Source organism: Tateyamaria pelophila, from assembly GCF_019966495.1.
Classification (GTDB): Bacteria; Pseudomonadota; Alphaproteobacteria; order Rhodobacterales; family Rhodobacteraceae; genus Tateyamaria; species Tateyamaria pelophila.
Genome location: NZ_JAIMIA010000004.1, coordinates 1 through 25,938, shown reverse-complemented (window position 1 = coordinate 25,938; position 25,938 = coordinate 1). Strand labels below are relative to the sequence as shown.

At 59.9% G+C, this 25,938-nt stretch carries 21 protein-coding genes; 13 read left to right on the top strand and 8 right to left on the bottom strand.

Annotated elements, in window-relative coordinates; genetic code table 11:
- Positions 1–117 precede the first annotated feature (117 nt).
- Positions 118–2,862 carry a DNA gyrase subunit A gene (gene gyrA / locus LC354_RS02365; RefSeq protein ID WP_223421233.1) on the top strand — a complete coding sequence of 915 codons (2,745 nt, stop codon included), beginning with the start codon at positions 118–120 and terminating at the stop codon, positions 2,860–2,862.
- 90 nt (positions 2,863–2,952) lie between these two features.
- On the opposite strand, the gene LC354_RS02360 is transcribed toward gyrA, so the two are convergent.
- The 3 genes from LC354_RS02360 to LC354_RS02350 are packed head-to-tail and all read right to left on the bottom strand — an operon-like array spanning position 2,953 to position 6,361.
- Positions 2,953–4,428 carry a carboxypeptidase M32 gene (locus LC354_RS02360; protein WP_223421232.1) on the bottom strand — a complete coding sequence of 492 codons (1,476 nt, stop codon included), beginning with the start codon at positions 4,426–4,428 and terminating at the stop codon, positions 2,953–2,955.
- Positions 4,425–5,573: a heme A synthase gene (ctaA, locus tag LC354_RS02355; RefSeq protein WP_223421231.1), complete on the bottom strand. Its 1,149-nt coding sequence runs from the start codon at positions 5,571–5,573 to the stop codon at positions 4,425–4,427. Before ctaA ends, LC354_RS02360 begins: the two co-directional genes overlap by 4 nt.
- A gap of 59 nt (positions 5,574–5,632) precedes the next feature.
- Entirely contained in the window at positions 5,633–6,361 is a 729-nt protein-coding gene (locus LC354_RS02350) for an RNA methyltransferase (protein ID WP_223421230.1), read from the bottom strand.
- 134 nt (positions 6,362–6,495) lie between these two features.
- Here LC354_RS02350 and LC354_RS02345 point away from each other — a divergent pair, with 134 nt between their 5' ends.
- Complete coding sequence (locus LC354_RS02345) at positions 6,496–7,110, top strand: thiamine phosphate synthase (protein WP_223421229.1); 615 nt, start codon at positions 6,496–6,498, stop codon at positions 7,108–7,110.
- A gap of 9 nt (positions 7,111–7,119) precedes the next feature.
- Here LC354_RS02345 and LC354_RS02340 read toward each other — a convergent pair whose 3' ends face one another.
- On the bottom strand, positions 7,120–8,313 hold the full coding sequence (locus LC354_RS02340) for a HupE/UreJ family protein (protein WP_223421228.1): 1,194 nt from the start codon (positions 8,311–8,313) through the stop codon (positions 7,120–7,122).
- On the opposite strand from LC354_RS02340, the gene LC354_RS02335 reads away from it, so the two are divergent.
- The 4 genes from LC354_RS02335 to LC354_RS02320 all read left to right on the top strand — a co-directional run bounded on the left by LC354_RS02335 (position 8,312) and on the right by LC354_RS02320 (position 11,759).
- Positions 8,312–9,115, top strand: a complete 804-nt coding sequence (locus tag LC354_RS02335; protein WP_223421227.1) for a DUF4198 domain-containing protein — start codon at positions 8,312–8,314, stop codon at positions 9,113–9,115. The two genes, LC354_RS02340 and LC354_RS02335, sit on opposite strands and share 2 nt — an antisense overlap.
- 51 nt (positions 9,116–9,166) lie before the next feature.
- The gene (locus tag LC354_RS02330) at positions 9,167–10,060 is read left to right on the top strand and encodes a PfkB family carbohydrate kinase (protein ID WP_223421226.1); all 894 of its coding nucleotides are present in this window, start codon (positions 9,167–9,169) and stop codon (positions 10,058–10,060) included.
- On the top strand, positions 10,057–10,977 hold the full coding sequence (locus LC354_RS02325) for a pseudouridine-5'-phosphate glycosidase (RefSeq protein ID WP_223421225.1): 921 nt from the start codon (positions 10,057–10,059) through the stop codon (positions 10,975–10,977). Before LC354_RS02330 ends, LC354_RS02325 begins: the two co-directional genes overlap by 4 nt.
- Positions 10,978–11,051: 74 nt before the next feature.
- The gene (locus tag LC354_RS02320; protein ID WP_223421224.1) at positions 11,052–11,759 is read left to right on the top strand and encodes a DUF502 domain-containing protein; all 708 of its coding nucleotides are present in this window, start codon (positions 11,052–11,054) and stop codon (positions 11,757–11,759) included.
- Between the two features lie 119 nt (positions 11,760–11,878).
- On the opposite strand, the gene LC354_RS02315 is transcribed toward LC354_RS02320, so the two are convergent.
- Positions 11,879–12,664 (bottom strand): 3-hydroxybutyrate dehydrogenase, encoded by a 786-nt coding sequence (locus tag LC354_RS02315; RefSeq protein WP_263289289.1) that lies wholly within the window; start codon positions 12,662–12,664, stop codon positions 11,879–11,881.
- Between the two features lie 291 nt (positions 12,665–12,955).
- Between LC354_RS02315 and LC354_RS02310 the strand changes: the two genes are divergently transcribed.
- Entirely contained in the window at positions 12,956–14,785 is a 1,830-nt protein-coding gene (locus tag LC354_RS02310; RefSeq protein WP_449649476.1) for an extracellular solute-binding protein, read from the top strand.
- A gap of 291 nt (positions 14,786–15,076) precedes the next feature.
- Entirely contained in the window at positions 15,077–15,457 is a 381-nt protein-coding gene (locus LC354_RS02305; protein ID WP_223421222.1) for a hypothetical protein, read from the top strand.
- Positions 15,458–15,468: 11 nt separating this feature from the next.
- Here the strand turns inward: LC354_RS02305 and LC354_RS02300 are convergent, their stop codons facing one another.
- Complete coding sequence (locus LC354_RS02300; RefSeq protein ID WP_223421221.1) at positions 15,469–16,092, bottom strand: helix-turn-helix domain-containing protein; 624 nt, start codon at positions 16,090–16,092, stop codon at positions 15,469–15,471.
- 65 nt (positions 16,093–16,157) lie between these two features.
- Here LC354_RS02300 and LC354_RS02295 point away from each other — a divergent pair, with 65 nt between their 5' ends.
- From LC354_RS02295 to LC354_RS02285, 3 genes are all read left to right on the top strand, one after another.
- Positions 16,158–17,678, top strand: a complete 1,521-nt coding sequence (locus tag LC354_RS02295) for a class I adenylate-forming enzyme family protein (protein ID WP_223421220.1) — start codon at positions 16,158–16,160, stop codon at positions 17,676–17,678.
- Positions 17,679–17,689: 11 nt separating this feature from the next.
- The gene (locus LC354_RS02290) at positions 17,690–18,334 is read left to right on the top strand and encodes a DsbA family oxidoreductase (protein ID WP_223421219.1); all 645 of its coding nucleotides are present in this window, start codon (positions 17,690–17,692) and stop codon (positions 18,332–18,334) included.
- A 119-nt stretch (positions 18,335–18,453) separates the two neighbouring features.
- Positions 18,454–19,674, top strand: a complete 1,221-nt coding sequence (locus LC354_RS02285; protein ID WP_223421218.1) for a multidrug effflux MFS transporter — start codon at positions 18,454–18,456, stop codon at positions 19,672–19,674.
- A gap of 35 nt (positions 19,675–19,709) precedes the next feature.
- Here LC354_RS02285 and mfd read toward each other — a convergent pair whose 3' ends face one another.
- Together mfd and LC354_RS02275 are read right to left on the bottom strand one after the other, a co-directional pair.
- Positions 19,710–23,165, bottom strand: coding sequence for a transcription-repair coupling factor (mfd, locus tag LC354_RS02280; protein ID WP_223421217.1), 3,456 nt, complete (start codon positions 23,163–23,165; stop codon positions 19,710–19,712).
- A 66-nt stretch (positions 23,166–23,231) separates the two neighbouring features.
- Positions 23,232–23,759 (bottom strand): component of SufBCD complex, encoded by a 528-nt coding sequence (locus LC354_RS02275; RefSeq protein ID WP_223421216.1) that lies wholly within the window; start codon positions 23,757–23,759, stop codon positions 23,232–23,234.
- A gap of 123 nt (positions 23,760–23,882) precedes the next feature.
- On the opposite strand from LC354_RS02275, the gene hemB reads away from it, so the two are divergent.
- Together hemB and LC354_RS02265 are read left to right on the top strand one after the other, a co-directional pair.
- Positions 23,883–24,884, top strand: a complete 1,002-nt coding sequence (hemB, locus tag LC354_RS02270) for a porphobilinogen synthase (RefSeq protein ID WP_223421215.1) — start codon at positions 23,883–23,885, stop codon at positions 24,882–24,884.
- 292 nt (positions 24,885–25,176) lie between these two features.
- Positions 25,177–25,743, top strand: coding sequence for a lipid-binding SYLF domain-containing protein (locus LC354_RS02265; protein WP_223421214.1), 567 nt, complete (start codon positions 25,177–25,179; stop codon positions 25,741–25,743).
- The last annotated feature ends 195 nt before the right edge of the window (positions 25,744–25,938 follow it).

The following is a 25,938-nucleotide window of genomic DNA, read 5'->3' as shown; positions in this document are numbered from 1 at the left end:
GACCTGCTGCCAACAAGCTCACTCTTCGAGCGCCCCATCAGGCATTGCACCTCATATGCCCTTTCTGATAGGGTCCATCGCAAGATATAGACCCAGGCAAAGAACGGGCAGTACAACGTGAACGACACGCCAGAAACCCCTGAAAACGATGACGAAATTCCACCGCAGAGACCTGCTTACGATGGTCCTACGGTCACGATCGAGCACGAAATGCGGACGTCCTATCTGGACTATGCCATGTCGGTCATCGTCAGCCGCGCCATTCCCGATCTGCGGGATGGTCTGAAACCGGTTCACCGCCGCATTCTCTATGCGATGTCGGAAACCGGGAACACGCATGACAAGTCCTATCGCAAATCTGCCCGGCCCGTGGGCGATGTCATGGGTAAATATCACCCGCATGGCGACTCTGCGATCTATGATGCACTTGTGCGGATGGCGCAGGATTTTTCGATGTCACTGCCGCTGCTTGACGGTCAGGGCAACTTTGGCTCCATGGACGGCGATAACGCGGCCGCCATGCGCTATACCGAAGTGCGCATGGACAAGCCTGCCAGTTACCTGCTGGCCGATATCGACAAGGAAACCGTCGATTTTCAGGACAACTATGACGGCAAGGACCGCGAGCCCACCGTCCTGCCCGCGCGTTTCCCGAACATGCTGGTCAATGGTGCCGGCGGTATCGCCGTCGGTATGGCCACCAACATCCCGCCTCACAATTTGGGCGAAGTGGTTGACGCCTGCCTCGCATTGATCGCCGAGCCAGACCTGTCCAGTGAACAGTTGATCGAATACGTACCCGGCCCAGATTTCCCAACCGGTGGCATAATGCTGGGCCGCAGCGGTGCGCGCAAAGCGTATCTGGAAGGCCGCGGCTCGGTCATCGTCCGTTCCAGGACCCGCGTCGAGGAGATCCGCAAAGACCGCTTTGCCATCATCATCGACGAAATCCCCTATCAGGTGAACAAGGCCACGATGATCGAGCGCATCGCCGAAGCAGCGCGCGACAAGAAGATCGAAGGCATCGCCCACGTTCAGGACGAATCCGACCGCAACGGTGTTCGCGTCGTGGTCGAACTGAAACGCGACGCAACGGCGGAAGTCGTGCTGAACCAGCTGTTCCGCTTTACCCCGATGCAGGTCTATTTCGGCTGCAATATGCTCGCCCTCAACGGCGGCCGCCCCGAACAACTGACCCTGCGCCGCTTTTTGACCTGCTTCATCGAGTTCCGCGAAGAAGTGGTGGCGCGCCGCACCGCATTCGAATTGCGCAAGGCACGCGAACGCAGCCACATCTTGTGCGGCCTTGCCGTCGCCGTCACAAATATCGACGAGATCGTCGCGACCATCCGCCAATCCGCAGATGCTGCAGAAGCGCGCGAAAAGCTGATGACACGCCGCTGGCCCGCCCGCGACATCCTGCCCTACATCGCGTTGATCGATGATCCGACCCACACGGCAAACGACGACGGCACCTATAACCTGTCCGAAGCGCAGGCGCGCGCGATCCTCGAATTGCGCCTTCAGCGTTTGACACAGATCGGCGTCAAGGAAGTCACGGACGAGCTTGAACTTCTGGCTGGTAAGATCAAGGAATACCTGGAAATTCTGGGCAGCCGCGAACGGATCATGGGCATCATCGCCGACGAGTTGCGCGAGACGAAAGAGCTGTTCGCCGTGCCACGCCGCACCGAGATTGTCGACTGGTCCGGCGACATGGAAGACGAAGACCTGATCGAGCGCGAAGACATGGTCGTCACCGTCACCTCGGGCGGCTATATAAAACGCACACCGCTCGCCGATTTCCGCAGCCAGCGGCGCGGCGGCAAAGGTGTTGCCGGCATGCAGACCAAGGAAGAGGACGTGATCACCACCCTCTTCGTGGCCAACACCCATACCCAATTGCTGTTCTTCACGACCGATGGCATGGTCTACAAGCTCAAGACCTGGCGCTTGCCGCAAGGGGGCCGCACGTCCAAGGGCAAGGCGATCGTCAATATCCTGCCCATCCCCGTGGGCGTCAGCATCGCCGCGATCATGCCCGTGGACAGAGACGAAAAGGACTGGGACGACCTCCAGGTTGTCTTTGCCACTTCCGCAGGGACTGTGCGCCGCAACAAGCTGTCGGATTTCACCAATGTCATGCGCAACGGTAAGATCGCGATGAAATTCGAGGACGAGCATGCCGAGACGACCTTGATCAACGCACGTATCGCTTCGAACGACGATGACGTGATGCTGGTGACGAATTCAGGCCGGGCCATCCGGTTCCCGGCGACGGATGTGCGGGTGTTCAACTCGCGGGCCTCCGTCGGTGTGCGTGGCATCAGGCTCAGCGGGTCCGACAAGGTGGTCTCGATGTCCATCATCCGCCATTTCGACGCAACCAGCGATGAACGCTCGGCCTACCTGAAAATGCGCAGGGCTGTCGCAGGCCTGGCCGACGATGTCGACGCGGTCGATGACGAAGAGGCCAACGCCAACGCCACAATCAGCCCTGACCGCTATGCAGAGATGTCCGCCTCGGAAAACCTGCTGTTGACGATCACCAGCAAGGGCTCGGGCAAACTTTCCAGCAGCCACGATTACCCCGTGCGCGGGCGTGGTGGTTTGGGTGTCACGGCCATGGACAAGGCGATGCGCGGTGGCGAGATCGTTGCGTCCTTCCCGGTGGAAATGGATGATCAGATCATGCTGGCCACATCCAAGGGCCAGTCGATCCGCGTACCGATCGAGGGCATCAGCTTCCGGTCGCGCAGTGCCGGTGGCGTCAAGGTGTTCGACACAGGCAAGGGCGAAGAAGTGGTGAGCGTCGCGTGGATCGCGGACCAGGGCGACGAAGACAAACCCGTCGAAGAGTAATGCCGCAGCCTTAAAAAGACTTCACTCTCGGCTCGCGCCAAATCAGAATGTGATATGGGCCGCCCCTCGGGGGCGGCCCATTCCGTTTGATCACAGCTTGTAGATATCGCTGAATTTGGCCTTGAGGTAGGCGATCAATGGTGCCTCCGACGGCTCCATTCCACTCGCCCGCGCAATCACATCGCGCGGTTCATACAGCCCACCATGCTGTTGCAGGTTCTCGCGCAGCCAGGTCGTCGCCGCACTGGTATCGCCCCGTGCCAGATCGGATTCCAGACCCGGCACAGCAACGCGCAACGCTTCATTCAGACAGCCGGCATAGACATTGCCCAGCGAATAGGTCGGGAAGTACCCAAACAGGCCCACCGACCAGTGCACATCCTGCAAAACCCCGTTTGACGCCTTGTCCACCGCATAGCCGAAATCTGCCGCGAACCGGTCATTCCACGCGGCTTCCAGATCACCCATCGCCAGATCTCCAGACATCAACGCGCGCTCCAGATCAAAGCGCAGCAGCACGTGCAGATTGTATTGCACCTCATCGGCTTCTGTCCGGATATAGCCATCGGAGACCCGGTTGACAGCGGCATAAAACGCGTCTTCGTCACCGACCCCGATATCCCCAAATGCATCGCGCATCTGACCATAAAGCCAGCCGGTGAAGGCACGGCTGCGCCCCAGCTGGTTCTCGTAAATCCGGCTTTGGCTTTCGTGAACCCCCATCGATACGCCGCGCCCCAACGCGGTCAGCAGATAGGCATCATCGATATTCTGCTCATAGGTGGCATGGCCAACCTCATGAATTGTCGAATAAAAGCAGTTGAAGGGATCGGTCGGGTTGGTCCGCGTGGTGATCCGCACATCATGCCCGGAACCGCTCGAAAACGGATGCACGGCCTTATCGATACGACCATGCGCGGTGTCATAGCCAAAGGCCAGCGCCAGTTTCTCGCTCACCCTCAGTTGCGCCGCCTCGGGAAACTCCCCACTCAAAGTCTTGGGCTTGGGCCGGTCGAGGATCGCGGCACGCAAGGCGACCAGTTCCGGGCGCATCGCGCTGAACATCGCCTCCAGATCGGCACCGGTCGTGCCCGGCTCGTAATCCGCCAACATCGCATCATAGACATCACCGGACCCGGCAAGCGCCGCGCCCTCCTCGCGCTTCAGCGCGATCACCTCGCCAAGAACCGGCGCAAAGCTCGCAAAATCATCCGCCGCGCGGGCGGCCGCCCATTTGCCCTGCGCGGTCGAGGTCAGGCGGGCAAGAGCCTTGGCCAGCGCTGCCGGGATCTTGGACGCACGCTCAAAACTGCGGGTGATTTCGCGCACCTGCGCCAACCCCACAGCATCCAACGACGACGCGTCAATCGCCGCCAACCAGTCGCCCACGCGCGGATCCGTGCGCCGCGCATGCAGAACCGCTTCGATGGCCGCCATCTCTTCGCCGCGTTGCGTTGCAGCACCGCGCGGCATCATCGTTTCCTGATCCCAGCCCAAACGCCCGGCGATCTGACCCAGGGCCTGCGTTTCATGCTCATAAGCCATTAACTCTTCATAGGCGTTCATCTGGTTTTTCCCCGGATCGATGTTGCAATGGGATACGCGGTCAGGAACCGGGCACGCAAGATCAGCGCCCAGAGAATGACAGCAAGGAATTGGTGCAAAATGGCAACCTGCCAAGGCGCTCCATAAAGCACGGTAACAATGCCCAGCACGATTTGCAGGCTCATGGCGGCCAACACGGCGTTGAAGGCAAAGCGGGTGTTGGCGTGCGACGATTTCCGCGCCCGCAACCATACCACCACAGCAAACGCCAGCAGCAGGTATCCCGTTACCCGGTGAATGAACTGCACCAGCCCCGGGCTTTCGAAGAAGTTCCGCCAAACAGGTTCAAGGATAAAGGCGGATGGAGGCAGCACCTGCCCCCCCATCAACGGCCAATCGGTATAGCTGCGGCCCGCATCAATGCCCGCGACCAGAGCGCCGATCAGAATTTGCAGGAAGGCAAAATGCATCAACCCGGTCGAGAGGCCAAAGAGCTTCGCCTCCTTGTCGCGCCGGGCCTGCATCAAGTCCCGCTCAGGCCGACCAAGATGTAAGATATACCACGCAATGAAGCCCAGAATGACAAAGGCCAGCCCCAGATGAGTGGCAAGACGGTAGCTCGCCACATCCACCATGCCTTCACCCGATGTCACGCCACTGGCCACCATCCACCAGCCAATGGCCCCTTGCAGACCGCCAAGCGCCCCAAGACCCAGCAACCTCGGTGTCCAACCTGTCGGGATCTGCCGACGCAGCAGGAACCAGAAAAACCCGATCGCCCAGACCACACCAATCACCCGGCCCAATTGCCGGTGACCCCATTCCCACCAATAAATGATCTTGAAATCAGACAGTTGCATCCACTGGTTCTGAATTTGAAACTCATCGATCGCCTGGTATTTGGCAAACTCGGCCTCCCAGTCGGCGGCGGTCATCGGTGGTATCGCACCGGTAAAGGGACGCCATTCCGTGATCGACAATCCGCTGTCGGTCAGGCGCGTCAGCCCGCCCACCGCGATCATCACAACGACCAACGCAAACAGCAGCATCAACCAGACCCGGATCGCACCGCGTGCGCCCCCGCGTCCCTTGTCAATGACCCCGGTTTGCACGGTTTGCTTTTCGGTGGTGCCCACCTCTTCGAATATGCTGCGGTTCTTTGCCATTCCAGCCTCTCGCCTTACGTGTCGGGCAACCTAGGTCCGTCTCTGTCCGAGGTCCAGCATCAGCGGTGCCCGGCCCAGCGGACCATCTGACGCAGCATCCCGTGCAGGGTCTGAACATCGGCGCGTGTCAGCGGCATCCGGCTCCACATGTTGCGCAGGTTCAGACGCATGCTGTCGGATTTGTGCTCGGGGAAAAAGAAACCAGCCGTGTCCAGACGCTCTTCGAAATGACGGGCCAGATGGTCGACCTCCTGACCTGTCGCCCATTCCGTGCCTGCCATCTCGGTATAGGCGTCGGTCACGTTACCTGCCGCGCGCATCCACTCATAGCCGATCAGCAAGACACATTGTGCAAGGTTCAGTGACGGGTATTCCGGGTTCACCGGGACAGAGATCAACGCATTGGCCTGCGCCAGATCCTCGTTCTCAAGTCCCGACCTCTCTGGGCCATACATGACGGCCACATGGCCCCCTGCCGCAATGCGGGTGGCGGCATCGCGCATCGCGGCTTCCGGGCTGAGCACAGGTTTGGTCAGATCGCGCTGGCGTGCCGTGGTTGCATAGACAAAGGTGCAATCGGCCAAGGCACCCGCGACATCGTCATAGATCCGCACGGCATCCAGAACGCGCCCGGCCCCACTGGCCAGAGCGGCTGCCGCAGGGTTCGGCCACCCATCACGCGGGTCCACAATCCGCATCCGATCCACGCCGAAATTCAGCATCGCCCGGGCCGCAGCCCCGATATTTTCGCCCATCTGGGGCCGCGTGAGTACAAAAGTCGGTGTCATGTCGGGGCTTTATCCCAGCGCAACGCGGCCCACAATGACTTGATTGTGCCTCAAACCCTCCCACTGGAAGCATAGAAGTTTTCTTTCCCTGTCACATCCGTTACGCCTGCGGTCGAAGCACAAGGACGATCCGAATGAGCACACCTGAGCAACCGCAGCTTTACCTTCTCACGCCGCCCGTGGTGGATATCGACGTGTTCCCTGATCAATTGGCGGCATTGCTCGACGCCCATGCCGTTGCCTGCATCAGGTTGGCGCTCGCGACCGGGGACGAAAGCACAATCGCGCGGGCCGCAGATGCCTGCCGCGAAGTGGCCCATGCCCGCGACGTGGCCATCGTGGTCAATGATCACACCAGCCTGGCGGAACGTCTGGGGCTTGACGGCGTGCACCTCAGCGATGCGTCCAAATCCGTGCGCGACGCGCGCAAGGCGCTTGGTCCTGACGCGATTGTCGGCAGTTTCTGCGACACCTTGCGTCATGACGGGTTAAGCGCGGGCGAAGCGGGCGCGGACTATGTCGCCTTCGGCCCGGTCCGCGCTGTCGGCGATGAAACCTCTGCACCGACGGACCTGTTTCAATGGTGGTCCGAAATGATCGAGGTTCCCGTCGTGGCCGAAGGTGGTCTCACATCCGATCTGGTAGCCCATCTTGCGCCCTACACCGATTTTTTCGGCATCGGCGAAGAGATCTGGGCCTCGGATGATCCAGTCGCGGCGCTCAAGACCCTGACCGCCGCGCTGCGCTGACACCCCGCGTTACAGCAGCGTGCGCTCGATCACCCAATAGGTGGCGATCCCGGCGATGATCAGCGATCCGGTCATAGACCACGCGCGAAACATCACCGGGTATTCCGAGACAAGCTCTTCGACCCCGTCAAGCCGAGCGACGGACGCTGCACGGCAGCCGAGCCACAACGCGATGGCCGCAAAGGCGATCACCGTCAACTGGCCAAACTCGACCCCCACGTTGAACCCGATCAGAGCAGGCACGAACTGCGCCTCCGGCAATCCGAACTCGCCCAGCACCGAGGCAAATCCAAGCCCGTGCAACAGGCCGAATCCAAACACCACGATCGGTCGCCATCGGGTCAACCCGCGCGAAAAGATGTTTTCCACGGCGACATAAACGATCGAGGCTGCAATCAGCGGCTCGACGATGCTGCCGGGCACCGACACGAGACCTAAGGCCCCCAGCGCCAGCGTCACGGTGTGGGCCAGCGTAAAGGCACTGATCTGCCACAACAGCGGAGCCAGTTTGGTCGACAGGAAAAACAGACCGAGCACAAAAAGAATGTGGTCAAGACCCTTTGGCAGGATGTGATCGAATCCGACAGGGATATAGGCCGTGAATGTCTGCCATCCGGTGGCGGCATCCCCGCCGATGATCGAGATCGGGCCGCTGTCCGATCCACCGCTGATCAATCCGGTAAAGGGTTCATCCACGCCTTGCTGGCGCAACACCAGATCGCCGGCACCGCGCGGCCAGGCCACTTGCAAGGTTTCTGCCCCGGCGTCCAAATCGCCTGACACGATCAGGTTGGAAATCCGCGGCAGCTCATCATCGAGAACCTCAGGTACGATCACACTGTCGAGCCTGAGTGCAACGGCTGCGCCGCCCGCCGTCACCAATTGGCTGTCATTCCAGGATGCAATCAACTCCTGCGCCCGCGTGGCGATTTCGTTTGCGGACTGGGCGCGCAACGCATCGTAGTCTGCAACGTTTTCCGCCGCGTCCGTGTCCTCGACCGCGTCAAGATCAATGCCGGACAGTTGCGCCTCAAGGTTGATGCGCATCTCCAGGATCACACGGCCCTCAGGCGTGGTCAGGTCTGCAATTGTCGGAACAACTTCGTGAGCCGAAGCCAAACCAGCCCAAAAGACCAGCCAAACGCTTGACAACACCGCCCAAAGCCTCAGCTTTGAATTGAACCCGTAGAAAGTACCCATCATGATCCCCGTCCGCATTTTTCTTGCCTTTTGGTGCGCGATTTGCGCCAGCGTTGCAACCGCTCATGAATTCTGGCTCGAACCGGGGGCATTTCAAGTCGCACCTGGGGATCAAATCACCGCGCAGTTGAAAAACGGCCAGAAATTCGAAGGCATGTCCCTGTCATACTTCGACCGAAACATCGCCCGTTTTGACGTGGTGATGGGAGACGTGGTGACGTCGGTTGACGGACGGATGGGCGACAGCCCGGCCCTCGATATTCCGGCCTCTGAGACCGGGCTGGTGGTTGTCGTGCACGAAACCACGCCGTCCTTTGTGACATACAAGGAGTGGGAGAAATTCGCGGCCTTTGCCGGGCACAAGGATTTTGCCGATATCTATGCGCGCCATGAGGCCAACGGTTTTGGTCCCGTGCCGTTCAAGGAACGTTACACGCGGCATGCCAAGGCGCTCGTCGCGGTAGGCGATGGCGCGGGCGCGGACCGGGCAATGGGTTTGAAAACCGAGTTCGTGGCGCTCACCAACCCTTACGCGCCTGGGTTTGACGGCACGATGCGCGTTCAACTGCTGTATCAGGGTGCGCCGCGCGTCGATGCCCAGGTCGAAGTCTTCGATCGTGCGCCGGATGGGGCCGTGACGATTACCTTGCACCGGACGGATGCCGACGGGATTGCCGCCATCCAAGTCACGCCGGGTCATGATTATCTGTTCGATGGCGTGGTACTGGCGACGGCGGATGACAGCGAGGAGGCCGTCTGGGATACGTTTTGGGCCGCCCTCACCTTTGGTGTGCCATCACGCTGACCCCGGGTTGCCGGTCTTGCCTTGTTCCGCGCGGCGCGGCACAAGACGCCTATGACATCAAAGCCTGATATCCTGTGCATCGGTTCCGTCCTTTGGGACGTGATCGGGCGTGCCCCCCTCGCAATGCGTCAGGGGTCCGACGTGCCCGGGCGCATCACCCGCCTGCCCGGCGGCGTTGCGATGAACATTGCAATGACGCTGGCCCGCTTTGGGCTGACACCCGCTTTGTTGACCGCCATTGGTCGGGACGCGGAGGGCGACGAGTTGATCGCCGCCTGTGCCGCGCGCGGAATGATCACCGATACGGTTTATCGCTCCGACGATTTGCCAACGGATCGCTATATGGCTGTCGAAGGCGCGAATGGGCTGATCGCCGCCATCGCGGACGCACATTCGCTGGAGGCCGCCGGGGCCAAGATCCTGCGCCCTCTGACCGACGGCACGCTGGCGACGGGAAATGCGCCGTTTGACGGGCTTGTGGCGCTTGACGGCAACCTCACCATCGACCTGCTCAGTGAAATCACCACAAGCCCGCTTTTGGCGCAGGCCGATTTGCGGGTCGCCCCCGCCTCGCCGGGCAAGGCCGAGCGCCTTGGTCCGTTTCTGACGCACAGCCGTGGGACGTTATACGTGAACCTCGAAGAGGCCGGATTGCTGTGCCAGTGCAATTTTGACACCACCTCCGACGCGGCGCTCGGTCTGATCGATCGCGGCGCGGCGCGCGTGCTTGTGACCAATGGCGGGGAGACCGCCACCGAAGGATCAGAGGCTGGGCTGATCAGTCAAACCCCGCCGCAGGTTCTGGTCACACGCGTCACGGGTGCAGGTGACACATTCATGGCCGCCCATATCGCCGCAGAAGCGCGCGGTGCGGACCGGACCGATGCTCTGTCGCGCGCGTTGGAAGCCGCCGCCACCTATGTTTCAGGAAAGACCCCACAATGACCATTTTCAAACCCTCCCCGGAAGTGGCCGATGCGCTGGCCACCGGCAAACCCGTTGTCGCGCTCGAAAGCACGATCATCACGCACGGCATGCCTTATCCGCAAAACCTTGAGGTCGCGCGCGCCGTTGAAAGCGACATTCGGGGATATGGCGCCGTTCCAGCGACGATGGTTGTCATCGAGGGCACGCTCCATGTGGGTCTGACCGACGCACAGCTTGAAACGCTTGCCCAGTCCAAGGGCGTCGCCAAGCTGAGCCGGGCCGACATGGCGGCCTGCATGGCCTCTGGCGGTACGGGGGCCACGACGGTGGCGGCCACGATGATTGCCGCGCGGCTGGCCGGAATCGATGTCTTTGCCACTGGTGGCATTGGCGGCGTGCACAAGGGGGCCGAACATAGTTTTGACGTGTCTGCGGATCTGCTGGAACTGGCGCAGACACCTGTGACCGTGGTTGCGGCAGGAGCCAAGGCCATCCTCGATATCCCCAAGACGCTGGAAGTGCTGGAAACCCAGGGGGTGCCAGTCATCGCGTTTGGCCAACGGGACATGCCTGCATTCTGGTCGCGCAGCTCCGGCCTGCCCGCCCCCTTGCGTATGGACAGTGCAGCACAGATTGCAGCCGCTCACCGGATGCGCGCAGCCCTTGGCCTGCCCGGTGGGCAACTGGTGGCCAATCCGATTCCGCAAGCACACGAAATCGACCGCGCCACCATGGGTCCGATCATCGCCCGCGCGCAGCAAGATGCCGGCGATCACAATATTACGGGCAAGGACGTCACACCGTACCTGTTGCAGCGAATCTATGAGTTGACCGAAGGCCGGTCCCTGACGGCGAATATCGGACTGGTGCAAAACAATGCTCGGCTTGCCGCCGAAATTGCCACTGCCTTGAGCAAAGCAGCCGTTGGAGCATAACTCCCGAGCGCAAACCATTGTACTGAGCCGCGCCATCCCCTAACTACAGCAGAACTCCTCCTTTCGGACAGTACATGAATACGCCTTTCGACCCAGAAAAGCCACGTGGCCCCGGGCTGTTTGCCCGGCTTCGTGCGTCATTCCTGACAGGCCTGGTGGTGATAGCACCCGTTGGACTTACGATCTGGTTGATCTGGTCCGTGGTCGGCTGGATCGATGGGTTCGTCCTGCCATTCGTTCCCTGGCAATACCAACCCGACAAACTGATCCAGACCTATCTGGGACTCGATCCATCGGTTCAGATCAATGTGCGCGGCATTGGTGTGGTCATATTCCTCGTGTTCACGACCGTCATCGGATGGTTGGCCAAAGGGCTGATCGGACGTTCGATGATCCGCTATGCCGAAACGCTGGTCGAACGGACACCGGTGGTGCGCTCGATCTATTCCGGCATCAAACAGATTTCAGAGACAGTCTTTGCCCAGAGCGAACGGTCTTTCGAGAAGGCGTGTTTGATCGAGTACCCCCGCAAGGGCATCTGGGCCATCGGGTTCATTTCGACCACTGCCAAAGGCGAAATCAGTGACCGCGCAGGCAATACGGGCACATTGTTGAGTATTTTTGTGCCCACAACGCCAAACCCCACGTCGGGGTTCTTGCTGTTCCTGCCCGCCGAAGATGTCATTGAACTGGATATGACCGTCGAGGACTCCGCGAAACTGGTGATCTCGGCCGGTCTCGTTTACCCAAACGGCAAGAATCCGACACGCCCCACGCAGTGACCTGACGAAGCGACCACCCGTTTTGGGTGGTCAATAGCGCTTTTGAGATCGTGCGCTGGTGTCTGTGGCTGGCGCAGGGAGCCTCCGGCGGGAGTTTATCTTGCAAGATGAAGCCGGGATCAGAGAGCCGTCCAACCACCATCCACACTGATCGTGGTGCCGGTAATCTGGTCCGCCGCAGGGGAACACAGGAAGACGGCAGTTCCGCCAAGCTGCTCAGTGGTCGCAAATTCCTTGGACGGCTGGCGTGTGAGCATGACATTCTGGATCACCTCTTCGCGGCTCATGTCATATTCCTTCATCGTGTCGGGAATTTGTTTTTCCACGATAGGCGTCAGCACATAGCCCGGACAGATGGCGTTGGCGGTGATGGGCTCCTGCGCGGTTTCAAGCGCGGTTGTCTTGGTCAGGCCGACGATCCCGTGTTTTGCTGCGACATAGGCCGCCTTGTAGGGGGACGCTGTCAGTCCGTGCGCCGAAGAAATGTTAATGACGCGACCCCAGCCCGCATCCCGCATCATCGGCAGGGCCATGGCCGTGGTGTGAAAGGCCGAACTGAGGTTGATCGCGATGATCGCATCCCACTTCTCAATTGGGAATTCGGGAAGCGCAGCCACGTGCTGAATGCCCGCGTTGTTGATCAGGATATCGCAGCTGCCCGCCTTTTCGATCAGGGCACGACACTGGTCGCCCTTGCTCATATCCGCCTGGATGTATCGGGCGTTGGTGCCGGTGTCGTCCGCAATCTGTTTGGCAAGGGCATGATCGTCCTCGTTGTCCGAAAACGAATTGAGAACAACATCAGCGCCGGCGCGTGCCAGCTCCCAGGCCATGCCCAGACCGATGCCCGAATTCGAGCCGGTGATCACGGCTGTCTTGCCGGAAAGAGAGATTTCAAACGTCATTGCTATGCTCCTGTCGCGATGTCATGAAATTTTGGACACCTTGTCATGCTGCACGTGCAAAAGAAATGGCCCAAGATGGTTGCCATTCCGGGATGAGGCCAAAAAAAACGCCAGCACGAAGCTGGCGTTAAGTTATTGAGGCAGGTTTCATACAGGCAAGAAACCTATCGAGCAGTGAGATCTTTATACGCAATTCCGCGCGAAGAGTCCAAGCTAAAAGTTTGATAATGCGTAAATGTCCCAAGGCGGCTATGCTTAAGAAAATAAGGGTTAACGAGGATTGTTGCCAATATGGAGCGGGATTATTTCCAAAAAGTGAGGGGCAAAACCATCACCCTCGTCGCGATTCTATGCGGGTCTGTGTTTGCTGCCGGAGCACCACTAGCAGAGCCAACCCATGGCATAGCTATGTATGGCGCACCCCAGTTGCCACTGGATTTTGTGTCTCTTCCTTATGCGAATCCGGCGGCGCCCAAGGGCGGCGCCATCACTTTGGCCAATACGGGCAGCTTTGATTCGCTCAACCCCTATATCCAGAGAGGCAACGTGCCCTGGCAGCTACGCTTTCTGACCCATGAAAGCCTGATGGGGCGCAATCATGACGAACCGTTTGCGCTTTATGGTCTGCTGGCCGAATCAATCGAGGTTCCGGAGGACCGCTCCTGGGTCGCTTTCACCTTGCGACCAGAGGCCCGGTTCTCCGATGGCAGCCCGGTGACGGTCGAAGATGTGATTTGGTCCTACGAGACATTGGGCACCCAAGGTCATGGCCGTTATGCCAGCCTTTGGGGGCAGATCGACAATATTGAACAGACCGGCCCGCGCAGTCTCAGGATCAGCTTCAACGCCGAGAACCGCGAACTGGCCCTGTTGGCCGGTATGCGCCCGATCTTGCAAAAGGCACAATGGCAGGATGTCGATTTTGACAATGCAAGGCTGGCCGATGTGCCCATTGGAACCGGCCCTTATGTCGTGACCGACTATGAGGCTGCGCGCCATGTCGTTCTGACCCGCAACCCCGACTATTGGGGCAATGATCTGAATTTTCGCCAAGGCACCTTCAATTTCGACGAAATAACCATCGATTTCTACGGTGATGGTGACGTCGTGCTTGAGGCGTTCAAAGCCGGTGAAGTGTCTGCGGTGCGCGAATTCAACGCCGAAACCTGGGCCAGCAGATACGACTTTCCGGGCACGCAAAGCGGTGCGGTCGTCAAAACGGAGATCAAGCATCAGAAGCCATCCGGCATCACCGGGTTCGTGATGAACACCCGCCGCGCCCCCTTTGACGATTGGCGCGTGCGCGAGGCTCTGATCACGGCCTTCAATTTCGAATATATCAACGACACGCTGACCGGCGGTGCGCAACCGCGTATCACGTCCTATTTCTCCAACTCCCCGCTGGCAATGGAACATGGACCCGCCAAGGGCCGGGTTGCCGAATTATTGGCCCCCTTCAATGGCAAGATGCTGCCCGGTGTCATGGACGGGTATGACTTGCCAACCTCGGACGGCACTTTGCGCAACCGGCGTGGCTTGCGCCGCGCCTTGAAGCTGTTGGAAGAGGCCGGGTGGACGCCGCAAGACGGTCAGTTGCGCAATGCGAATGGCGATGCGATGGCCTTCACGATCCTGCTGGACCAGAGCAGCACGCAAAATCGCGCGATTGCGGACCTTTATATCCAGTCGCTCACCCAGTTGGGGATCGACGTGAAGGTTGATCTGGTCGATGGGGCACAGTTCACCGCACGCACGGCCAGCTATGATTTTGATATGACCTACCATCGGCGCGCCCTGTCGCTGAGCCCCGGCAATGAGCAGAAGTTCTATTGGGGGTCTGAGGCGGCTGATCTGCAAGGAACGCCGAACCTGATGGGCGCCAAGGACCCGGCCATCGACGCAATGGTGACCGCGATGCTGACGGCGACAACGCAAGAGGAATCGATTGCGGCAACCCGCGCTTTGGATCGCTTGCTGACGGCAGGTCGCTATGTGGTGCCGTTCTGGCAATTCACCGCAGGGCGGATCGCGCACGTGGCGCAGATGAAGCATCCGGAGATGATTCCAATCTATGGGGATGGCCCGGAATACATGCCGCAGTTCTGGTGGTGGGAAGAATAGACCGCTTCAAGACCGAACTGACCCACGTTTCAGCCACGTGAAATCGCGGGATAAACCATGGAGTCGGTTCGTCCCGCGGGCGGTTCCCGCAACCAACACACTCATTAAGGGCAAAGAAATCCAAGTTGTCACCCGCCCAACGGGCATTCGACCACAATCGGACGTTGAAATGTCGAATCAAAGCGAAACTTCTCCAACACCGGGCGCTCTGTAAGCGCTGACAATTTTATGAAACCTTTACGTACGCTTAGTTCGGATTGGGCATCAGAAAATCATCGTCGGAAGGCGCATATGCCTGTTTTGAAGACGAAATGTGAAATGCTGCATCGCAGAAAAACCCTTGATTTGCTACGGAACTCGCTTAAACTCTTAACGGAAGTTAACTTCCTCCATGCGCATTTGGCAGCAAAACGCTGGACGGGTTGTAAACAGATCAAACCGACGAGGAATGATATGAACTGGACAGACCTGAATCAAAACTGGCTTGAAGGGTACACCGCGTTGTGCTGCGCTTTTCCAAATCTTGAGCAAAGCGCAATGCCGTTTCTGAAGGGCGATCAGGAGCGTTTCGAAGGCTACCTGGCCGCAACGCATGACATGACGTTGCAAGAAGCCCGAGAAGCCCTTGAGGCGTTTCTACAAGACAGTCCGCTGATCCTTCAATCGGCCTGATGGCTTTCATCTCAGATGAGGGATGTGACCCATAAAATCAGCGCATCCTCGCTGCTGACCGACACAACATTATGGCCCATGGTCGCGTCGTAATAGGCACTGTCGCCGCGGCGCATTTCGATCGGTTCGTAAAACTCCGTGTAGAGACAGACGACCCCGGTCAGCACATACAAGAATTCTTCGCCATCGTGGCGCACCCACCCGTCAAACTCGTCCATTGATCTGGCCCGGATACGCGCACGATAGGGCAACATGTTCTTCTTCGTCAGCGTTTCAGCCAGCAATTCGTGCTCGTAGGTGACCGTTGCCTGCGCGTTGCCCTCGCCGGATTTCGTGACCGCGATCCGCCCGTTCACCTGCCCTTTTTCCGGCGGCGTGAACAATTGCGGCACAGAGATTTCCAGCCCGGTCGCCAGCTTTTTCAGCGCTTCATAGGTTGGCGACATCTGACCGTTTTCGATCTTGGACAAGGTCGAGCGCGCCAGACCGGCCTGTCCCGCCGCCTGCTCCAATGTCCAGTCGCGCGCCTTGCGCAATTGACGCACCCGTGCGCCCAGATCCAGCGGTTCGCCGACATCCTGGTGTCCACCCGAACGGGCGATCTGGATCAGGGATTTGGGGTCTTTTCCTTGCATGAGGGCGTGTATAGGCCGCCTCTGCGAGGCTTGCAACGCTGCGCGCAGAAGGTTAGCGACAAACTATGCTTAGCCTTTCAGATAGCGCGCCATGGCCGCCCTGCCCCGCACCGTTCAACATGGCGGCGCATGTCTTGCAGCATAGCGATACCCTGGCCGGGAAACCGGCCTTGCGTCTGGTCACGGACAGCGCAGAGGACATCTTGCCCACCCTGTCCTATGCGGATCTGAAGGCTGCTGTGCTGGGGACGGGAACAGGCCTCTTGCAGGCCGGGTTGCAACCCGGCGACATCGTTTTGATGCGCCTCGGAAACACGCCGGATTTTCCGATCGCTTATTTGGCAGCTTTGGCTGTCGGGCTTGTGCCGGTGCCAACCTCGGCGGCTTTGACGGAACCGGAAGTGGCGCGCATCGTTGCCGACCTTTCGCCGCGCCTGATCCTGCGCGATCCGGAGGTCGCCTCGGCCCCCGGTGCGCCCGAGATGCTTCTCGCCGCATTGCGTCGCTTGCGCACATGTCCACCGGCCGAGTGGCATATGGGCGATCCGGACCGGCTTGGCTACATCATTTACACCTCCGGCACATCCGGCAGCCCGCGCGGCGTGGCCCACGCCCATCGCGCCATCTGGGCGCGCGGGATGATGCATCAGGGCTGGTACGGTCTGCATCAGGATGACGTGATGATGCATGCCGGGGCGTTCAACTGGACCTATACGCTCGGCACTGGCCTGATGGACCCATGGACCATCGGGGCAACCGCCCTGATCCCCGCCCCCGGAACAGCGGCGCAGGCGCTGGGTGGACTGATCGCGCGGGAAAAGGCCACAATTTTCGCGGCGGCCCCCGGCGTCTATCGCCAGATGCTCGCGCAGGGCGAAATGCCGACGGCACCGGCCCTCAGGCACGGGCTGAGCGCGGGAGAAAAGCTGCCCCCGCCCACGCACGCTGCGTGGTCCGCCGCCACGGGCACGCCCTTGTTCGAGGCTTACGGCATGTCCGAGTGCTCGACTTTCATTTCGGCCTGTCCCGACATGCCCGGCGATCCCGGCACGCTGGGCCGCCCGCAACCGGGTCGCCGCGTTGCGATCATCGGGCCCGACGGGCCCGTCGAACGGGGCAGCCCCGGCGTGATTGCCGTGCACCGCGACGATCCGGGCCTGATGCGCGGATATGTCGGCCACCCCGAGGAGACGGAAGCCAAGTTTCAGGACGCGTGGTTCATGACGGGCGATATCGGTGAAATGGGTGTGGACGGCCAGATCACATATCTTGGCCGCAATGACGATATGATGAATGCCGGAGGCTACCGTGTTTCCCCGGTCGAGGTAGAAGCCGCCCTTGCCCACGCCCCCGGCATGACCGGTATCGGGGCGGCACAGGTCGAGGTCAAACCCGGAACGTTTATCATCGTCGCCTTTTACACCGCCGCCGACCCACTGGACGAAGCCGCCTTGCGCGCGTATGCCGAACCAAAGTTGGCACAGTACAAACGTCCTCGCGCCTATCTTCATATCCCGTCACTGCCAACCGGCGCGAACGGAAAACTCCTGCGCCGACGCTTGCCTGCGTTCTGGCCTGCCGCATAAAGGGTGTTCTCATGCCAAACCCAATCAAGCTCGACATCATGTCTGACCCGATCTGTCCGTGGTGCTATATCGGCAAGGCTCATCTGGATCGCGCGCTCGGCGCGCACCCCGATCACCCATTTGTGATCGAGTGGCATCCCTTCCAGTTGAACCCCGACATGCCACGCGAAGGCATGGGGCGCCGCGCCTATCTCGAGGCCAAATTCGGTGGCAAGGAAGGTGCTGTACGGGCCTACGCCCCTGTCGTCGAACAGGCCGAACAGGCCGGGCTCAAGATCGATTTCGAGGGGATGCAGCGCACGCCAAACACAATGGATGCGCACCGCCTGATCCACTGGGCCGGGATCGAGGGCAGGCAGACCGCAGCCGTCTCTTCCCTCTTTCGCGCTTATTTTGTTGAGGCGCGCGACATTGGTGATCATGACGTACTGGCCGATATCGCGGATGGGATCGGCATGGATGCGGCGGTTGTCCGGCGGTTGCTGGCATCTGACGCCGATCGCGATGACATCGCCGCCCGCGACGCCCATTCGCGCAAAATGGGGATCAATTCTGTCCCGACATTTATCGTCGACGGAAAACACGCGGTTCCCGGTGCACAACCTCCTGAATTATGGACAAAGGTCATAGAAGACCTGACCACCCAGGCCAATTAATTTCACTCGGTGAAAAAAAGGGTTGCAGACGGTAGATTTGCAACCAAAGGTCGTTGCCAATCCTCAAATTTCCCGCCAGTATTAGGCGAATGGGCCGCAACCCAAGGTTTAGCCATACATTGTCCAAGAACGTTAAATCAGTGCAAAGCCTTGGAAAGGTAGAATTTATCGCTCTGATGGCGATGATGTTTGCGACCATAGCATTTTCGATTGATGCCATGTTGCCGGCCTTGCCCGCCATCGCTGCTGATATCTCACCAGACGTGCCGTCGCAGGTTGCATTGATCCTGACTTTCTTCGTCATCGGCATGGGTGTCGGCACGTTTTTTATGGGCCCTTTGTCAGACGCATACGGACGCAAGCCCGTATTATATCTGGGCCTTGCGATCTATGCGCTTGGGGCCGTGCTCAGCTGGATCGCCCCGACATTGGAGTTGATGTTGGCGGCTCGGGTCCTGCAAGGGCTGGGCGCCGCAGGTCCGCGTGTCGTCTCTGCGGCGATCATCCGGGATCTGTATTCGGGACGTGCGATGGCCAGCATTCTGTCGCTGACCATGATGGTGTTCCTGCTGGTGCCGGGGGTGGCCCCGTTGATCGGCATGATGATCACGAAGGCCTTTGGCTGGCGGATGATTTTCGGCGCGTTCTTGCTGTTCGGTGTGATCCTGTTGATCTGGTTTGGCACGCGGATGCGTGAATCCCTGCCCGTCGAAGATCGACGCCCGATGAAATGGGCGCTTATGGTCGATGCGATTCGGCAAATGCTGGTACACCCAACCGTGCGTCTGTCGATCCTTGTGCAGACGATCACGATGATGATCCTTTTCACGATCCTGACCATGGTGCAGCCGATCTTTGAACTGGCGTTTGATCGCGCCGAGAGCTTCCCCTACTGGTTTGGTGCCATCGCGGCCATATCAGGTGTGGCCAGCCTGCTGAACGCCAAGATCGTCGGACGGTACGGGATGCGCAAGCTGATCACCTGGGCGTTGAGTGTGCAGGTGCTGATTTCTTTAACATTTGTGCTGTTCTTGTTTACCGACATGCACGGCGTCTTTGCCTTCTACATCCTCTGGCAATTCGGCGTCATGTTTCAAAGCGGGCTGACCATCGCCAACCTCAATGCCATCGCGATGGAGCCGATGGGCCATATCGCGGGGATGGCGGCATCGGTGATCGGCTCGGTTTCTACTGTGATGGGCGCTTGCATTGCATCGTTGGTCAGCATGATTTTCGACCCGACGCCCTTGGCCCTGGCCGGAACCGTACTTGTCGGCTGCATGGTGGGCGGTGGTTTGATGCAATTGATGCGGCTCGAAGAGCAACGCGAAGTCGCCTGAGCCTTGTGGGCGTCGCGCGCTTTCTGCCGCACGCCTCAGGCTTTGGTTTTGCGCTTTTTCTCCGCAATGACCTTTTCCGCCAGATCGCGGGCAATCGCAAACGCGCCTTTGATCTTGTCGGCTTCCTTGGTCCAGTCGCGCCGCACCACGATCTTGTTGTCCTTGACCTTGGCAAGCCCGCGCTGATCCTGAATGAACTCGACCAAACCCTGCGGTGAGGCGAACTTGTCATTGTGAAACTGGATGACACCGCCCTTTGGTCCACCATCCAGTTTGGCGATGCCTGCGCGTTTGCACATGGCCTTGATCCGCACCACCAGCATCAGCGTGTTGACCTCCCGCGGCAGCGGGCCAAACCGATCGATCAATTCGGCGGCGAACCCTTCCAATTCGACCTTGGTCGACAGGCCAGACAGTCGGCGATAGAGGCCCAGCCGCACATCCAGATCCGGCACATAGGCCTCGGGGATCAGAACCGGCACACCCAGATTGATCTGCGGTGCCCATTGCTCGTCCGCCTCGGACAGGCCTTCCATTTCGCCCGCCTTGATCTTGGCTATCGCATCTTCCAGCATGGATTGATAAAGCTCGAAACCCACATCGCGCATCTGGCCCGATTGCTCTTCGCCCAGCAGGTTACCCGCCCCGCGAATGTCCAGATCCTGCGAGGCCAGCGTAAACCCGGCCCCCAACGTATCGAGCGAGCCCAGAACGCGCAGGCGCTTTTCGGCAGTGGCGGTCAGCTTCGCCCGCGGTTTGGTCGTGAGGTACGCGTAAGCGCGGGTCTTAGAGCGCCCGACCCTGCCCCGGATCTGATACAGCTGGGCCAATCCGAACATGTCGGCACGATGGATCACCATCGTGTTGGCGGTCGGGATATCAAGACCCGACTCGACGATCGTCGTCGCCAACAGCACATCGTATTTGCCGTCATAAAACGCGTTCATGCGGTCGTCCAATTCTCCCGCCGCCATCTGACCGTGAGCCACAACGTAAGTCAGTTCAGGCAGTTGCGCCTTCAGGAATTCCTCGATCTCGGGCAGATCGCTGATGCGCGGTACCACATAAAATGATTGTCCCCCGCGATAATGCTCGCGCAGCAACGCCTCGCGGATGGTCACCGCATCAAACTCGCTCACATAGGTGCGGATCGCGAGGCGGTCGACAGGCGGCGTGCCGATGATCGACAGGTCTCGCACGCCGGTCAGGCTCAGTTGCAGTGTGCGCGGGATCGGTGTTGCCGTCAGGGTCAAAACGTGGACATCACTGCGCAGTTGCTTGAGGCGTTCCTTGTGGGTCACGCCGAATTTCTGTTCTTCGTCAATGATGAGCAGGCCAAGGTTCTGGAACCGCACGCCTTTGGCCAACAGCGCATGGGTGCCGATCACGATATCCGCCGTGCCGCGTGACATCCCGTCACGGGTGGCGCTGGCATCCTTGGCACTTACAAACCGGCTGAGTTGACGAACCTGGACAGGCAGCCCTCGGAACCGTTCGGCAAAGCTTTTGTAGTGTTGCCGTGCGAGCAGTGTCGTGGGCGCGATCACGGCCACCTGGACACCGGACATCGCCGCCACGAAGGCCGCGCGCATCGCCACCTCGGTCTTGCCAAAACCGACGTCGCCACAAATCAGCCGATCCATCGGCGCGCCACTGGTCAGATCGTCGATGACATTGCCGATGGCGGCCAGTTGATCATCTGTCTCCTGATAGGGGAAACGCGCGCTGAACGCATCCCACAGGCCCGCAGGCGGCTCGAGCACCGGGGCCTTGCGCAAGGCCCGCTCGGCCGCAATCCGGATCAGCTTGTCGGCCATCTCACGGATGCGTTCCTTGAGCTTGGCCTTTTTGGACTGCCACGCGCCGCCGCCCAGACGATCCAGCAAACCTTCTTCATGGCCATATCTGGACAGCAGTTCGATGTTCTCGACCGGCAGATACAGCTTGGAGTTTTCGGCATATTCCAGCAGCAGACACTCATGCGCCGCCCCTGCCGCCGTCACGACCTCCATCCCCTGATAACGGCCAATGCCGTGGTCTACATGCACGACCAGATCACCGGGGGACAAGGATTGCGTTTCGGTCAGAAAGTTTTCGGCCCGCCGCTTGCGTTTGGGTTGACGGATCAGACGATCACCCAAGACATCCTGCTCGGAAATCACGGTCAGACCCGGCGCTTCAAACCCGTGCTCCAAAGCCCAGACGGTCAGGTGCAAGCCGCGTTTCCCAACGCGCGTTCCGTCGGTGATCGGAATGACTTCGGCCAGTCCTTCGTCTTCGATCAATCCTGTCAGACGTTCGCGCGCGCCATCGGAATAGCTGGCGACAACCACAGGAGCATCTTGCAGTTTTGCTTTAATATGCACTGCCAAAGCCCCGAAAAGGCTGATGGTTTCCTGTTGGCGCTCAGGTGCGAAATTGCGCCCGATGCGCCCGCCCGCATCCGTCACGCCAAGGCCGGTCGCTTGTGGCAGCGCGGCCAGCTGCAACACACGGTGGCCTGCCACCGCAGCCTCCCACGCCGCATCGTCCATATAAAGACCGGCGGGCGGCGCAGGCTTGTAAACGCTGTCCATCTTGGAGCGGTTGGCCATCGCCAGACGGCGCGTTTCGTATTGATCCGCAATCGTATCCCAGCGGGCCAGCCGCGTCGGGGTGACTTGCTCGTCCAGCGTGATTGCCGCCTTGGGTACGTAGTCGAAAAGTGTCTCGAGATGGTCGTGAAAAAACGCCATCCAGTGTTCCGCACCCTGATGCTTGCGCCCCGCACTGATCGCCTCATAGAGCGGATCATCTGTGCCCGCCGCACCAAATTCCAGACGATAGCTTTGGCGAAAGCGCGTGACGGCCGCGTCATCGAGGATCACCTCGGACACAGGCGCCAGTTCGATCACATCCAGCTTTTCGGTGGTCCGTTGCGTCGCCGGATCAAAGCGGCGCGCGCCGTCCAGCACATCCCCAAACAGGTCCAGCCGCACAGGACCCAGATCGCCCGGCGGGTATATGTCGATGATGCCGCCCCGGATCGCGTAATCGCCCGGCTCCATCACGGTCGGGCTTTGAACGAAGCCCATGCGCACAAGGAAGTTGCGCAGACTGGCCTCGTCCACGCGACTGCCGACGGAGGCAGAAAACGCGGCCTCTTGTAACAGCGCGCGCGCAGGCACACGTTGCGTCGCCGCATTCAACGTGGTCAGCACCACATATTGGCTGGGCATCTTGTGCACCAAGGCCGCCAGTGTCGCCATGCGCTGCGCGGAGATGTCGGCGTTGGGCGACACCCGGTCATAGGGCAGACAATCCCAACCCGGAAATACCAATACCGGCATATCGGGTGCAAAAAACCGCAGCGCAGCCTGCATCGCGGCCAGCCGCTTGTCATCACGCGCGACATGCAAGACGGCACCCTGTTTGGCCACCTCTTCCAGGATCAGGCGGGCGTCAAAGCCTTCGGGCGCGCCAGAGACGGTGATATGAGTGGGTGCGGGCATCGGGCCATGACTTGTTTTGGACAGGACGCTTCAATTGGGGCTTTGACAGCGCGAGTCAACCGCAGATCAGGACCCAAACGGCCCGACTGCCAAGTTTTGGTACATCCCCCACAAGGCAGTCACGAAAATCGACACCATCCCGATGGCCTGTACAAAGGTGCGATGGCGCGACAGACGGCGCCAGAGCGCCGGGCCTGTCGACTGCTCATCATGGATCAGACGCGCGGTCGACAGGTTCAGTGCTCCCACGAAGGACATCGGCAAGCCCAGCAAGAAAAGCGCCTGCGCAAACTCGACCCGGTAGACAAACCCGAGCAGGCCGAGCCCGGTCAAAACAAAACAGGTCAGCCCCAGCACCCACAAGCCCGACACATTGCCGATAAACAGGATCCGGTTGGTGTTGATCCGGACCATATCCTCAAGGTCGGCGGCCGATTGTCCGCCATTGCGCCGGGCGCGCGCGACCATATCGAATGGAACGCCCAGAACCCAGTGGCTGGCCGTCGACCACACAACCGCCAACGCGATCCAGAACCACAGGTTCGAGAACGAGCGCATGTCGATCAGCTCAAAGATTGTTTCGTACCAGTCCAAGGAGGGAATTCTTGCTTTGCGGAATGTCCTGACTCTCTTAACCGCGCTTTTGAAGGATGCCTACCCTTGGCAAGCGCAAAAATCCGTGGCACCCCTGAGCTGTCAATCAAAGTGGACAGACCCATGCGCCCTACCCAAGCTTCCTACCCCGCCACCCGCCTGCGCCGCGTACGCCAATCGCCAGCCGTGCGCGGAATGGTCCGCCAGAACACGCTGACCGTCGATGATTTCATATGGCCGGTCTTCGTGCGCAGTGGCGAAGGGATCGAAGAGCCGATCCCCTCCATGCCCGGCGTCCTGCGTAGGTCCGTCGACAAGGTGGTCGAGGCCGCGCGCGAGGCCGCCGATCTGGGCATCCCGGCGATCTGCATTTTCCCCTATACCGGACTGGAAGAGCGGACCGAGGATTGCGCAGGCGCGTGGGACCCGGACAACCACGCCAACCGCGCGATCCGCGCGATCAAGGCCGCCGTGCCCGAGATTGCGATCATGACGGATGTGGCGCTGGATACCTATAATATCAACGGCCACGACGGATTTGTCGAAGACGGCGAGATCGTGAACGACCGCACCGTCGAGGCACTCGTCAAGATGGCGCTTGCCCAGGCAGAGGCCGGGGCCGATATCATCGGACCCTCAGACATGATGGACGGACGTATCGGCGCGATCCGGACAGCGCTGGAGGCCGCAGGCCACCAGAATGTGATGATCCTGAGCTATGCCGCGAAATATGCGTCGGCCTTCTATGGCCCTTTCCGCGATGCGGTGGGCGCATCCGGCGCGCTCACGGGCGACAAGAAAACCTATCAGATGGACCCCGCCAATTCCGACGAAGCATTGCGCCTGATCGAGCGCGATCTGTCCGATGGTGCGGATATGGTGATGGTCAAACCCGGAATGCCCTATCTCGATATCTGTCGGCGGGTCAAAGACAGCTTTGGCGCACCGACGTTCGCCTATCAGGTGTCGGGGGAATACGCGATGATCATGGCCGCCGCTCAAAATGGCTGGATCGACCATGACCGGGTGATGTTGGAAAGCCTGATGGCCTTCAAGCGCGCTGGTTGCGACGGCATCCTGACCTACTTTGCCCCCGCAGCCGCGAGACTTCTGGCCAAACGGTGATCTGCACGGGGCGGAGGATGTGCCTCCGCCTTACGGGCAATGGGCACGTGTCGTGCGCAACAGTATGAGCGAGCGTTGCATTTGCGAATGCTTTTGTCGGGTGCCAGACGCCTACCCCAAGCGCAATGGCCGAGCCATTGGCCCGTAAGGCGCACCCTTGGTGCGCCATCCGCACTCCGGCATAAATTCGCCATTCCGGCTCAAATGGGTGACAACTTGTATTGTTAGGCGTATAATTGCGCGTAAGCGTGGGTAAACCGCGCATTTAAATGAACTATACAGGCGGTTCACAATGACAGATTTCAGGATTTCGCGGCGCGTGTTCGCTGCGGGCGCATTGGCCAGCACCGGTGTGGTCGCGGCATGTGGCAACGGTGTCGGCAGCTCGGGTGCCGCAACGATAGACGCGCGGGTCAGTGCCACTCTGGCCGAGATGTATCGCAGCTATCCCAATACGGCGGACCTCGCTCAAAAGGCCAATGGCATGCTGGTCATGCCTCTGGTCACGGAAGCAGGCTTTGGTTTTGGTGCCGGATATGGACGTGGCGCCCTCATCATCGACAATGTGACCGTTGATTATTACTCGATGGTCAAGGGTTCCGGTGGCCTGCAAATCGGTGCGCAGCAATCTGCGCATGTGCTGTTCTTCATGACCGAAGATGCGCTTGCTGATTTCCGCCGGTCGCCCGGTTGGGCGGCGGGCGGTGACGTCGAATACGTCATCTCAAATCAGGGTGATGGCCTCGCCGCTGAAACCACAACGGCGCTTGCTCCAATTATCGCCGTCATCTTTGCCCGCGCGGGACTGCGGGTCGGCGCGACGCTGGAAGGCACGAAGTATACGCGGATCATTCCCTGATCACAGGCATACCCCGTTGAAAACGACAAAACGCGCCCAGTGACAGGGCGCGTTTTTTTGTGCATCGTGCAAGACAGGTACTGCGATGGAACGACCTGTTCGGGTTTCAGCCCCTGCAAGTGAAGGACCACCGGCTGACGCCGGAGGCATCATTTGTCGGAATGTAATTCCAGGTACTGCTTGATGACATCGTCT